The organism is Neobacillus sp. DZ-9, from assembly GCF_059587065.1.
The window spans coordinates 195,626-208,412 of the sequence record NZ_JCAIOL010000004.1; the positions used below are offsets into that span (position 1 = coordinate 195,626).

The 12,787-nt window shown below is 39.8% G+C and carries 11 protein-coding genes and 1 pseudogene; all 12 read left to right on the forward strand.

Features of this window, described 5'->3' with window-relative positions; genetic code table 11:
- Nucleotides 1-77: 77 nt before the first annotated feature.
- The 12 genes and pseudogenes from AC59HZ_RS12825 (at nt 78) to AC59HZ_RS12880 (ending at nt 12,774) form a co-directional block, all read left to right on the forward strand.
- Nucleotides 78-1,385, forward strand: a complete 1,308-nt coding sequence (locus AC59HZ_RS12825) for an aminotransferase class I/II-fold pyridoxal phosphate-dependent enzyme (protein ID WP_496546209.1) — start codon at nt 78-80, stop codon at nt 1,383-1,385.
- Between the two features lie 170 nt (nt 1,386-1,555).
- A complete protein-coding gene (gene cuyA, locus AC59HZ_RS12830; protein ID WP_496546210.1) occupies nt 1,556-2,551 on the forward strand; it encodes a D-cysteate sulfo-lyase in 996 nt (331 codons plus the stop codon).
- 243 nt (nt 2,552-2,794) lie between these two features.
- The gene (locus tag AC59HZ_RS12835) at nt 2,795-4,240 is read left to right on the forward strand and encodes a sigma-54 interaction domain-containing protein (RefSeq protein WP_496546211.1); all 1,446 of its coding nucleotides are present in this window, start codon (nt 2,795-2,797) and stop codon (nt 4,238-4,240) included.
- Between the two features lie 360 nt (nt 4,241-4,600).
- On the forward strand, nt 4,601-5,422 hold the full coding sequence (locus AC59HZ_RS12840; protein WP_496546212.1) for an amino acid ABC transporter substrate-binding protein: 822 nt from the start codon (nt 4,601-4,603) through the stop codon (nt 5,420-5,422).
- Nucleotides 5,423-5,434: 12 nt separating this feature from the next.
- Nucleotides 5,435-6,118: an amino acid ABC transporter permease gene (locus AC59HZ_RS12845; protein ID WP_496546213.1), complete on the forward strand. Its 684-nt coding sequence runs from the start codon at nt 5,435-5,437 to the stop codon at nt 6,116-6,118.
- A gap of 20 nt (nt 6,119-6,138) precedes the next feature.
- Nucleotides 6,139-6,882 carry an amino acid ABC transporter ATP-binding protein gene (locus tag AC59HZ_RS12850; protein WP_496546214.1) on the forward strand — a complete coding sequence of 248 codons (744 nt, stop codon included), beginning with the start codon at nt 6,139-6,141 and terminating at the stop codon, nt 6,880-6,882.
- Nucleotides 6,883-7,248: 366 nt separating this feature from the next.
- A complete protein-coding gene (locus AC59HZ_RS12855; protein ID WP_496546215.1) occupies nt 7,249-8,448 on the forward strand; it encodes an NAD(P)/FAD-dependent oxidoreductase in 1,200 nt (399 codons plus the stop codon).
- Nucleotides 8,449-8,474: 26 nt separating this feature from the next.
- The gene (locus tag AC59HZ_RS12860) at nt 8,475-9,056 is read left to right on the forward strand and encodes a hypothetical protein (protein WP_496546216.1); all 582 of its coding nucleotides are present in this window, start codon (nt 8,475-8,477) and stop codon (nt 9,054-9,056) included.
- Between the two features lie 27 nt (nt 9,057-9,083).
- Nucleotides 9,084-10,532 (forward strand): MBL fold metallo-hydrolase, encoded by a 1,449-nt coding sequence (locus tag AC59HZ_RS12865; RefSeq protein WP_496546217.1) that lies wholly within the window; start codon nt 9,084-9,086, stop codon nt 10,530-10,532.
- A gap of 60 nt (nt 10,533-10,592) precedes the next feature.
- Nucleotides 10,593-11,396, forward strand: a pseudogene (locus AC59HZ_RS12870) (sulfite exporter TauE/SafE family protein).
- Between the two features lie 322 nt (nt 11,397-11,718).
- On the forward strand, nt 11,719-12,246 hold the full coding sequence (locus AC59HZ_RS12875; protein ID WP_496546218.1) for a cysteine dioxygenase family protein: 528 nt from the start codon (nt 11,719-11,721) through the stop codon (nt 12,244-12,246).
- A 162-nt stretch (nt 12,247-12,408) separates the two neighbouring features.
- Complete coding sequence (locus tag AC59HZ_RS12880; RefSeq protein WP_496546219.1) at nt 12,409-12,774, forward strand: RidA family protein; 366 nt, start codon at nt 12,409-12,411, stop codon at nt 12,772-12,774.
- Nucleotides 12,775-12,787 lie beyond the last annotated feature (13 nt).

Sequence of the window (12,787 nt, forward strand, 5' to 3'; positions counted from 1 at the left end):
TTAAACCGGGAGATTTGTTAAGCGTTTAGGTTAAATATGATTTGGAAAAATCCAACTAGAAAAAGAGGGTGTATAAAATGCTAAACCCATTGGCTTTAGAATTAAATCATGTTATTGAAGAACGGAATAAACCAGTATATGAGATGTTTTCATTGTTAGGAAAATCCTTGTATTTCCCAAAAGGAATTGTCAGCCAAGCAGGAGAAGCAAGGGGGAAAGCGGACATTTTTAATGCAACAATCGGGATGGCTACAGAGGGTGGACAACCCATTTATATAGATGTGATTCATAAAAACCTCTCCGCCTACGATCCGAAAGATCTGTATCCCTATGCACCGCCTGCAGGGAAACCGGAGCTGCGTGAGGTTTGGAGGAAAAAGCTTCTAAAGGATAATCCTTCACTTGAAGGAAAGGAATTCGGCATCCCGATTGTGACGAGCGGGCTGACCCATGGCTTGAGTATTGTATCCGACCTTTTTGTGGAAAAAGGCGATTCGATTATCTTGCCGGATAAATATTGGGATAATTATCAGATTCTCTTCAACGTCCGCCATGGCAGCGAGACCGTGACTTATCCTTTATTTTCGAAAGCTAACGAATTTAATGTAGAAGGGTTGCTGGATGCCCTTTTATCCTGCAAAAATGGTAAAGCGATTCTTGTGCTAAATTTTCCACATAATCCTACCGGATATACTCCAACGGAGAATGAGGCAGAAGGAATTCTTGAAGCCATTAAGCAGGCAGCGGATCTAGGGGTTAATATTGTTGCTGTTATGGATGATGCTTATTTTGGATTATATTATGAAGATTCAATCAAGGAATCTTTATTTGCTCGTTTAGTAGAATTACACCCGCGTGTCCTCCCGATTAAAATTGATGGGGCAACGAAAGAAGAGTATGCTTGGGGATTTCGCGTAGGGTTTCTCACATTTGGAATTCAAGATCCTCTGGTTTTAGAAGCGTTGGAGAAAAAGGCGATGGGTTCTATTCGAAGTACGATTTCATGCAGTCCGCACCTTTCCCAAACAATCATTTTGGATGCCTTATTAAATCCCGAATTCGAAATGCAGCGCAACGAGAGAAATACAGTAATGGAAGACAGGGCCAAACGGGTCAAAGAAATATTAGCAGACGGGAAATTTGCGGATGAATTTGAACCCTATCCCTTCAACTCAGGATATTTTGTATGCCTTCGCATCAAGCATTCCGATGCTGAAACACTAAGGGTCCATTTGCTCAATCAGTATGGAGTAGGAACGATCTCCCTTGCAAAGACGGACCTTCGGATTGCCTTTTCTTGTGTTGAATTAAACGATCTAGATCGCCTTTTTGAAATGATCTATCAGTCTTGTAAAGAATTAAATCCAGTTTCTATAAAGCTGTGACATTTCAGAAATGATCTATCACTGGGAAAACGCTGTTGCTTCTTTATGTAAAGTTCATTAAGAATATTTTATAATTATAGTGTTCTACTATTCCAGTTTCAAGGAGTAGGAGTTTATGCAGGCTCTATTGGTAACTAGTATTAAACAAAGGATAGTGGGGGCGATTTCATATGAATTTAGCACAATTTCCTAGAAAGCGATATACACCAACCTATACACCCATTGAAAAATTACAACATTTATCTGAGGTTCTTGGGGGTCCTTCCATCTATATGAAACGGGATGATTTACTTGGACTGACGGCTGGTGGAAATAAAACAAGAAAGCTGGAGTTCCTTGTTGCAGATGCAGTAGAAAAAGGTGCGGATACGTTAATTACCTGTGGTGGCATTCAATCCAATCATTGTCGTTTAACGCTAGCTGCTGCTGCTAAAGAGAATATGAAGTGCATTCTTGTATTGGAAGAGGGGCTTTTAACCAATTCTGAGCCAGATTTTAATGGGAATTATTTCTTGTATCATTTACTGGGCGCTGAAAAAGTCAAGGTTGTACCGAATGGGACAGACTTGATGAAAGAAATGCAACAAGTAGCGAAAGAGGTAACAGAAGAAGGACATATACCTTATATCATTCCGGTTGGGGGATCGAATCCTATTGGGGCAACAGGATATGCTGCGTGCGCTCAGGAGATTTTGGCACAGTCCTTCGATCAAGGAGTCTCGGTCAATGCCGTCGTTTGTGTAAGCGGCAGCGGCGGAATGCATGCAGGTTTGGTGACGGGCTTTTATGGAAATCAAAGTAATATACCCGTAATTGGAATCAATGTAAGCAGAGGTAAAGCGGAACAAGAAGAGAAAGTCTTTCAGCTTGTTAAAGAAACATCAGCACATATTGGCATCCCAAGTTCAATCCCTCGTGAGGCGGTTACGTGTTATGATGAGTATGTCGGACCAGGCTATGCTATACCTACGCCAGAAATGGTCGAGGCCGTCAAGCTCATCGCAAGAACAGAAGGGATTTTGCTGGATCCAGTCTATACTGGTAAAGCGGCAGCGGGACTCATTGATTTGATCCAAAAAGGCTTCTTTAAGAGGGAAGATAACATTCTATTTGTGCACTCTGGCGGATCCACAGCGTTATATGCCAACACTTCGCTCTTTCAGTAAAGTTTTGTTACTCAAACGTCTGAAAATTTTATCAACTTTCGGAAAAAATTTTCATTATTGAAAAATCTAGTATAATCATTTATATAAGTGTATAACGGAAAAAAAGAAAAAATGGCAAAACAATGGGTGTTTTGCTTTTTTTCGTACATAGTTTTTTGGAATTTAAAGTTGGCTTGAAAATTGCATAGGGATAAAGGACAGTGAAAAATTTTAAAAGCACATGAGTTGTAGGAGGGAGAAACAGTGAGGGGTATCACTCAAAATCAGGAATTTATTCAACTATTTTCAGAGAACCTTACAGCGGTACTTGGCTTTGATATCACCATCCTTGATCGAAGCGGAAATCGGGTTAGTGGAACAGGAAGTTATCAACATCAAATTGGCAAACCCGCACCTGATGGCTCCTTGTTGCGGGCTGTAATGAAGACTGGCAGACCCGATATGACCTATGATGTCATTAAAAATGAATCCCATTGTATGAGCTGTAAATTTTTTAAGGAATGTAAAGAGACAGCAACCATTGGTTATCCAATCGTCAAGGGAAGTGAAACATTAGGAGTCATCGGGCTCATGGGCTTTTCTACAGAACAAAAAGAAAAGATGATCGAAAATGCTGATTCACTCAAGAAATTTCTCCAACATCTGAGTCTGGTAGTGGAATCTCAGTTAATCTCGCAGAATGAAAGATTCCAAGCACAATGCCATTTCTACGAAGATACATTAAATTCGAATAAAGTCATTACCTTTGATGGCTTCATCAGCAAAAATGAGGATATGAAAGATGTAATCCGTAAGGCCAAGCGCATTGTAAATAGCATGGCAAATATTTTAATTAGAGGCGCAACGGGAACGGGAAAAGAGGTATTGGCTAAGGCCATTCATTATGAAGGGAATCGGAAAAACCACCCCTTTGTTGCGGTTAATTGTGCCGCTATACCGGAGAATCTACTGGAAAGTGAATTGTTTGGCTATGCGGGCGGGGCTTTTACCGGGGCAAACCGGGAGGGAAAAGCAGGGAAGTTTGAGCTGGCGAATAATGGAACTATCTTTCTTGATGAAATAGGAGATCTTCCTCTTTCCCTGCAGCCTAAACTTCTTAGGGTATTACAGGAAAAAGAGATTGAAAGAGTGGGAGGAAACAAATCACTGCCTGTAAATGTTCGGGTGATTACAGCAACGCATCGCAATTTAGAAGAAATGGTTCAAAACGGTACATTTCGTGAGGATTTATATTATCGAATCAATGTGATCCCGCTGCATACAAAGTTATTGAAGGAGAGGAGGGACGACATTCCCTTCTTTCTCCAGTACTTCATTTGTAAATATTGTTCGAACTTAAGTCGTATGTACTTAACTATGGATCCACAATTGGAACAATGGCTAATCCAATATGATTGGCCCGGGAATATTAGACAGTTGGAAAATGTTGTGGAGTATATGGTGAATATGGCAGAATCGGATGTACTTGGCTTTCATGATCTTCCGGATTATATGTACCAATTTCAAGCACCTATTCATACCGGAGGGTTAAGTTTAGATGAGATGGTGGCCGAATATGAAAAATCCATTATCCAAAGTTTCTTCTTAGGTGGTCATGATCGAAAAGATAAGGAAAAAGTAGCGGAAGAATTGAAAATTAGTTTATCGACACTTTATCGTAAGCTAGAACGATACAATCTAAAAGTTTGATCACTTTACCTAAGATTGCAAATTTCATTTGCAATCTTTTTTCGTCTCCACGGGGGATATTTTGAATATTTGGAAATATTTTTTTCGAATTTGGGAACCGAAAAACAGTACGGAGCGGTAGGTTATCACTATATTCGTCGCGGAAATGGGAATTTCTCAATTAGTTCGATAGTAGGGATGTTGAATTAACAAGGATTTTATTTTGGCACAACTCTTGCATTAAATGATTACGAAAAGGTGGAGGTGAAGTCCAGTTGAAAAATATAGGCAAAATTTACAGAATATTTCAATGATACAGAATAGTGAAACTGAAAATCTGCAAATCATCCATTTTTTAAAAATATAGGGGGGAAATTATTTATGAAAAAGAGTTTCATCATCATCGCTTTTTCGATACTCGTAGCACTTCTATTATCTGCATGCGGAAAGCCCGAAAATCAGGCAGCAAGTCAACCAGGCAAACAGGCAGATGCGGGGAAGGATTTGCTAGAGCAAATTAAATCGAATGGGACCATTAAAATTGGAACAGAAGGAACTTTTGCACCTTTTAGTTACCATGATTCTTCAGGGAAGTTAACTGGTTTTGATGTTGAAATCGCGGAGGAAGTCGCAAAAAGAGTTGGTGTGAAACCAGAATTCATTGAAACCCAATGGGACGGTATGTTCGCAGGACTCGATTCGAAGCGGTTCGATATTATTGCTAATAATGTGGGAATTACTCCTGACCGCCAGAAGAAATACGATTTTTCAGAGCCGTATATTATGTCAAAACCTTTCTTAATTGTTCACAAGGACAATAATACGATTAAATCATTTAAAGATTTGAAAGGAAAAAAATCGGCTCAGACATTAACTAGTAACTATAAAAATATAGCAGCATCTTATGGTGCTGAGATCGTTGGAGTAGAAGGTTTTAATCAATCCATTGATTTATTACTTTCAAAACGTGCGGATGCGGTTGTAAATGACGGACTATCCTACCTTGATTTCAAAAAGCAAAAGCCTGATGCACCAGTTAAATCCGTCGCAGAACTTGATGAACCGGCAAAAATGGGAGTCATGATGAGAAAAGGGAATAAAGAATTGGTAGAGGCTGTAAATAAAGCGCTTTCTGACATGATGAAGGATGGTAAATATTTAAGTATTTCACAAAAATACTTTGGAAAAGATGTTTCAAAATAGGGAGGGTTCTACATGTTTGCAGACGAAAGAATGGACCGAATTGTTGACATCATTGTAAATTCGTTTTTCCCGATGTTAAAAGCTGGGGTTGCGTTTACGGTTCCCTTGACATTAGTATCCTTTTTTCTGGGACTCCTTCTTGCTTTACTTACAGCATTAGCTCGAATCTCGGGAATTAAACTTTTGGACGCTATTGCAAGATTTTATGTATGGGTGGTTAGAGGAACACCGCTGCTTGTTCAGTTGTTTATCATTTTCTATGGCCTTCCGAGTATAGGCATTACGATTGGCCCCCTTCCTTCTGCGATTATCGGTTTTACGATTAGTGTTGGCGCCTACAACTCAGAGATTATTCGTGCGGCAATACTCTCCATTTCCAAAGGTCAATGGGAGGCGGCTTATTCTATTGGGATGAGCTATCCGCAGGCATTAAAAAGAATTATTCTCCCTCAGGCAACAAGGGTATCTGTCCCGCCTTTGGCAAACAGTTTTATTAGCTTGGTAAAGGATACATCGTTGGCCGCTACCATTACGGTGACTGAAATGTTTAGAGTTGCTCAGCAAATTACCGCAACAACCTATGAACCGTTGATACTCTATTGTCTAGCAGGATTTATTTATTTGATTTTCAGTACCGTTCTTTCGAATGCACAAGGACAGATGGAAAAACGACTCGATCGTTATGTGACGGGCTAATTTGATAGGGGGAAAACTACATGATTGAAATAAAGAACCTGCATAAACAATTTGGACAAACTGAGGTTTTAAAGGGAATCGATCTAAAAATTGAGGAAGGCAATACAGTTTGTATTATTGGGCCATCGGGTTCAGGGAAAACAACCTTGTTACGTTGCCTGAATTTATTGGAAACGCCTACAAAAGGGACCATTAAGCTTGGAAAGTTTTCTTTGGATTTTCAGGATAAAAAACCAGTTTCGAAAGATAAGGTGATTAAGTTCCGTCAACAAACGGGTATGGTTTTCCAAGGTTACAATTTGTTCCCTCATATGACTGCACTTGAAAATGTTATGGAAGGTCTTGTTTACGTTCGTAAACAAGACAAGCAAGCCTCTCGTACGAAGGCTCTTCAATTGCTCGAAAAGGTAGGATTATCGGAACGGGCGAACCACTATCCATCCCAGCTATCCGGTGGACAACAACAACGTGTAGGAATTGCACGGGCGATGGCAATGGAACCTGAAGTTCTGCTTTTTGATGAACCTACTTCCGCGTTAGATCCTGAGTTAGTTGGTGAGGTTCTAAAGGTCATGAAAGAACTTGCTAAAGAAGGAATGACCATGGTTGTAGTGACACATGAAATGAATTTTGCGCGTGAAGCAGCAGATAAAGTCGTATTTATTGATAAAGGTGTAATCGTTGAAGAAGGAACACCTCAACAAATTTTTGAACATACAGGGCATGAACGGACATTACAATTTTTAAATAAACTTTGTTCATAGGCAAGGGACGGTACCCCCAAGCTGAGGAAGAATGGAAAACTCGTTACTCGTCACTTTCCCGCAAGTTAGAACGACAGAATCTTATAACTTTACCTTAGGATTGCAAATTTCAATTGCAATCTTTTTTTGAATAATTAAGAAAATATTTTCAAACCTGGGAATCGAAAAACAGTACGGAACGGCAGATTTACACTATATTCATAGCAGAAATGATAAATTCCCATCTTATTCGGAAGTAGGAAGGTTGAATTAACAAGGATTTTATTTTGGCACAATACTTGCATTAATATCGAAAAGGAAGGTGGAGGAAATTAAAAAAATGTAGCTTAAATCTGCGTAAACGTAGATGACTAGAGGAGGGTTTATATGAATGATTTAACAGACTACAAAGTGATTATTGTTGGCGGCGGAAGTGGCGGTATTACAGTGGCAGCACGTCTATTAAAAGAATCACGGGCTCTATATGGAAAAATTGCCATTATTGACCCTGCTGAAAAACATTATTTCCAGCCACTATGGACATTGGTTGGTGGCGGGGTTGTTGATAAAAAGGTAACAGAGAGAGAACAGTCCACTTTAATTCCAGATGGCATTGCATGGATTAAAGAAGCGGTTGAAGCGTTTTTTCCAGATGAACAGTCAGTTGTAACAGCTTCGGGCAACAAACTGAGTTATGACTTTTTAGTGGTGGCAGCAGGTATTCAAATTGACTGGCACAAGGTGAAAGGTTTAAAAGAGAGCATTGGCAAGAATGGCGTTTGCAGTAATTACTCTTTCGATTATGTCGAAAGTACTTGGGAAAATATCCGCAATTTCAGCGGCGGGAATGCCATCTTTACAAATCCGAATACACCGGTTAAATGTGGTGGTGCACCACAAAAAATCATGTATCTGGCGGATGATTACTTTCGAAAATCAGGGGTTCGCTCGAATTCCGCGATCCACTTTTTCTCGGGAGCGGGGAGTATTTTTGGAGTCAAAAAATATGCAGATACATTGAACAGCGTAATTGAAAGAAAAGGAATTGAAACGCATTATCTACACAATTTAGTGGAAATAAATGCAACGCAAAAAAAGGCCTATTTTAAAAACCTTTCGACGGATGAGTTGGTAACGATTTCCTATGATATGATTCATGTCGTCCCGCCGATGAGTTCGCCTGATTTCATTAAGAAAAGTCCATTAGCTGCAGATACTGGCTGGGTGGATGTAGATCAATATACATTGCGCCATAAAAAATATGGAAATGTCTTTGGAATAGGCGACTGTACCAATTTACCAACATCAAAAACTGGTGCCGCTATTCGCAAACAAGCTCCGGTTCTTGTTCAGAACTTGTTATGTTTAATGAACCAAAAGACAGGTATCCAAAAGTACAACGGCTATACTTCGTGCCCACTCGTAACGGGATATGGAAGCTTAGTTTTAGCAGAGTTTGATTATGATTCTAAGCCGGATGAAAGCTTTCCTTTTGATCAAGCAAAGGAAAGATACAGTATGTATCTATTAAAGAAGCAGGTACTCCCCATTGTATATTGGAACGGAATGCTAAAAGGCCTGCTATAAAAAAACGTGTTAGTGAGAGGAAGAATATGCAGAAAACAACCATTGATCACTTATCTAATCTCCAACCATTACTTTCATTATTGAGTCAGAAGGAAATACAAAACAGTTTAATCCAAACACTGGAAAAACTACCCGAACTTGTTGACCAGTATTCTGCCCTAGAACGAAATATTGCTTTTATTAAATCCGTTCTAAATGATAAAGAATCGACGGAATATTTATTGGGAGGATTAGAAGATGAAATCGGTAAATACATTCCCACTAAAGATTCATTGGAAGCATTAATGGCACTGGTCCATAACCTTCCGAAATATACTAAATACTTGTCAATGGTAGAACCAATTATGGAATTCCTATTATCGATTTCCCGAGATCAAGAGTCCGTTGATTATTTATATAAGGGGGCACAAGAAATCGCAGGTCCGATCCAGCAAAAGGTTGAAAATGGTTGGGATTTGATTCAGCGGGCAAAAAAAGAAGCGGACAAAGACCATTCACCTGTGACCATCTTTACCGTATTCAAATTAATCAAAGAGCCTGCCGTTCAACGGAGTATTCATTTTGTTAAAGCACTTTTAACCCTTGCTTCTGAACCTAAATTAAAATAATCGACTTCTAAAGGAGTGTTCAATTTCATGTTAATTAAATATTTTTATGATGAGAAATTGGCTCATGCCTCTTATTTGGTCGGGTGTCAAGCTAAGGGAGCAGCCATTGTGATTGACCCTTCCCGCGACGTCCATTCTTACTTGAATGCTGCGCATGCCAATGGATTATCGATTACAGGTGTTACGGAGACACATATTCACGCCGATTATATTTCTGGTTCAAAGGAGCTGGCTTCCAAAACAGGGGCCAAACTTTATCTCTCAGATGAAGGGGATGCCGATTGGAAGTATCAGTTTTTCGATCAGTACGATTCCCAATTGCTCAAAGACGGGGATAGCTTTTCAATCGGGAATTTAACCTTTGAAGTTCTTCATACTCCAGGGCATACACCGGAACATCTTTCATTTTTATTGACAGATGGCGGCGCAGCAGTCCAAGCTCCTATTGGCCTCTTTACAGGTGACTTTGTTTTTGTCGGAGATGTGGGCCGTCCTGACTTACTGGAGAAAGCTGCTGGTGTAAATGGTTCGGCCTATTCGTTAGCAAAAAAAATGTTTAAATCCTTGCAGCGATTTAAACAGCTACCAGACTATTTACAAGTATGGCCGGCGCACGGAGCAGGTAGTGCATGCGGGAAATCACTGGGGGCAGTGCCTTCGACAACGGTTGGATATGAAAAGCTAGCAAACTGGGCGTTGCAATATGATGAGGAAGATCTATTTATCGAAGCATTACTTTCCGGGCAGCCTGAGGCGCCAAAATATTTTGGAATCATGAAACGACTAAATAAACAAGGGACGACCCTAATCGAAAACCTTGAGCCTGTCCTTCATGCACAAACTTCGTTAACCGTCGTTCAGGAATGGACCCAAAACGGTATTGTGGTGGATACCCGGCCGGCGAAGCAATTTGCGGAAAAACATATTGCGGGAACCATCAACCTACCCTACAATCAATCCTTTGTGACTTGGGCCGGATGGCTGCTTGAATATGATCAGTCGATCTATTTATTGGTAAGTGGAGAAAATGAAGCGAAAACGCTGAAAGCATTACGATCAATTGGACTTGATCAGGTTAAAGCTGCAATGGATAGCACGTTCATTGAACAGCTCGAATTGAACGAAATGGATGTCGCGGATTATAAAGCAGTTGAACCGAAAGAGATTATGGATAGGTTTGATGAGTATTATGTTCTTGATGTTCGTCGGTACAGTGAATGGATGACAGGGCATATTCCGCAGGCTCACCATATCATGCTTGGACATCTAAAAGACAGAATGAACGAGATTACTAGAGAAAAACCACTTCTTGTCAATTGTAAATCAGGCGCAAGATCGGCCATTGCCGTTAGTCTATTGAAAGCAAATGGATTTGACCAAGTCCTTAATTTAACAGGCGGGTTTGATCAATGGGTAAAAGAGAATAATAAAGCATTGAATTCCACTGAGCTTACTGCTAAAGGGAAAAGATTATAAGCCGGAACAAATATTGCGATATTAACTAGTACATCGTGAAATGTAAAAAGGAGTTATCGAATGACGATTCTTCAATGGATTCTCACAGTTGCTTCAGGAGGAATTATTGGCTTTACTTTAGGACTTATTGGTGGTGGCGGCTCCATTTTAGCTGTTCCTCTTTTGCTTTATGTGGTCGGGGTGAAAGACCCGCATATTGTAATCGGCAGTACAGCCCTAGCTGTTTCCATTAATGCCTTCCTGAATCTTATACCTCATTCACGTGCAGGCCATGTTCATTGGAGACCGGCAATCGTATTTGCTATACCAGGTGTAGTTGGAGCCTTCTTTGGTTCTTATCTTGGCAAGCTTTTACCGAGCAAGAAATTGCTGTTTCTTTTTGCCTTACTTATGATTTTTATGGCCATTAAAATGATCCTACCCAAAAAGACTGTAAAACAGGTAGCAAATACAGAAACAGAAGGTATGAGTTAAATGGATAAATTTAATGGAAAAAAGTTAACCCTATTCGGAGTTATGACAGGATTAGCCTCTGGATTTTTTGGCATTGGCGGCGGATTTTTGGTTGTTCCTTCCTTACTTGTTGCCACAAATATGGCTATCGTTGAAGCAATAGGTACATCTTTGTTTTCTGTAGGAACTTTTGGGCTCACAACGGCACTAAATTACAGCCTTTCTGGATTGGTTAATTGGTTCGTAGTACTGGCACTTGTATGCGGCGGATTTATAGGGGGCATCTTTGGTACGTTCGTTGCAAAGCGTTTAAGCAAACAACGACAAACCCTTAACTATGTATTCTTTGCTGTTGTCATCACCGTAGCCATCTATATGATTATAAAAAATGCAGAAGCTTTGAATTTATGAATCTATATAGTTTGGTGTAGTAGTTAACTAGATAGGGGGGATGCGAAATGAATTACAACTTCGATCAGGAAATTAACCGGATGAAAACAGCTTAGATTGGCCTTGAATGAAGGTCACATTTATGGTCTAGGGGGAGAAGGCTTTATGAGAATGAATATCGCATGTCCCCGCTCTACTGTGGTAAAAGCTCTACTTCAGTTAGAACAAGCATTCAAGCAACTTTCCCCTACAGGAAAGTAAAACATCAGCATATTGAGGAGGAATTAGGATAGTTCACACTAATGAATATGATTTCAAAGATTTTGTTCAGGATATGACCGATATGGTTGAACGGAGTCAGAATGATAACGAATGTGTTGTGGAAGCGGAAAGGTTGGTTGGTAAATTAATTCAATCCCAATCATGGCTTCCTGCTGAGAAGAGAAGGCCAAGTGAGGATGGGTACTCGCGACATCTATTGTATTTTGACCCAGAGGATCGTTTCGAAGTGATCGCGCTAGTCTGGAAGCCCGGCCAGAAGACCACTCTTCATGATCACGATGATACATGGGGAGCAGAAGGAGTTGTCGCGGGTAAGGTTAAAGTGACTAACTATATACGATTAGATGAATTATCTGGGAGCAATATTGTTAAGTTACAGCATACTGATACCATCATTGTAAACGAGCAGAATACAGGAAAGCTGCTACCTCCAGCAGACTGTCATATCTTGGAGGGGGTGGGTAATAAACCAGCTATCACGATACATGTTTATGGGAAGCAATTGAGAAAATTTCGGGTATTTACCCCTTTAGACGAAGAAGGGTTATATCTTGCAGAAGAAAAGCAGGTTGAATACTCCCCTGCTTAGAATAGATTAAATAGTGAAAGTGTGGTCCTGTCTGTCCCTTAGACGTTCCGGATAACATCACAAATAGCATTCGAAATATACAAGAAAAGGACAGTGATTTCACTGTCGTTTCACATTAATTTTAGTTTGAATAATAAAAAATTATTTAGGAGAGTGTTTTTAATGGAAAAATATCCTGCAGCGATTGGTCCTTATTCGGTATACCGTAAAATAGCTAATTTGATTTATACGTCTGGGCAGCTTCCAATTGACCCAGAAATAAACGAATTTCCTAGCGATAAAATTGAAGATCAAACAAGACAATCTCTATTAAATGTAAAAGCAATACTCAAAGAAAATGGCGCGTCGATGGATGATATCTTAAAAACAACCGTTTTTCTAAATGATATGAATGATTTCAATGCCATGAATGAAGTATATAAAGAATTTTTTAGTTTTCCCTACCCTGCAAGAACAGCTGTTGCGGTTGAAAAACTGCCTAAAAACGCCTTAGTTGAAATAGAAGTTGTTGCGGTAATAGATAAATAAAAATGGAGGTGAA

Excerpts from the sequence above, each read along its gene's own strand:
- AC59HZ_RS12825 (WP_496546209.1), top strand. The coding sequence starts at position 78 with ATGCTAAACCCATTGGCTTTAGAATTAAATCATGTTATTGAAGAACGG.
- cuyA (WP_496546210.1), top strand. The coding sequence starts at position 1,556 with ATGAATTTAGCACAATTTCCTAGAAAGCGATATACACCAACCTATACA.
- AC59HZ_RS12840 (WP_496546212.1), top strand. The coding sequence starts at position 4,601 with ATGAAAAAGAGTTTCATCATCATCGCTTTTTCGATACTCGTAGCACTT.
- AC59HZ_RS12845 (WP_496546213.1), top strand. The coding sequence starts at position 5,435 with ATGTTTGCAGACGAAAGAATGGACCGAATTGTTGACATCATTGTAAAT.
- AC59HZ_RS12850 (WP_496546214.1), top strand. The coding sequence starts at position 6,139 with ATGATTGAAATAAAGAACCTGCATAAACAATTTGGACAAACTGAGGTT.
- AC59HZ_RS12855 (WP_496546215.1), top strand. The coding sequence starts at position 7,249 with ATGAATGATTTAACAGACTACAAAGTGATTATTGTTGGCGGCGGAAGT.
- AC59HZ_RS12860 (WP_496546216.1), top strand. The coding sequence starts at position 8,475 with ATGCAGAAAACAACCATTGATCACTTATCTAATCTCCAACCATTACTT.
- AC59HZ_RS12865 (WP_496546217.1), top strand. The coding sequence starts at position 9,084 with ATGTTAATTAAATATTTTTATGATGAGAAATTGGCTCATGCCTCTTAT.
- AC59HZ_RS12875 (WP_496546218.1), top strand. The coding sequence starts at position 11,719 with ATGGTTGAACGGAGTCAGAATGATAACGAATGTGTTGTGGAAGCGGAA.
- AC59HZ_RS12880 (WP_496546219.1), top strand. The coding sequence starts at position 12,409 with ATGGAAAAATATCCTGCAGCGATTGGTCCTTATTCGGTATACCGTAAA.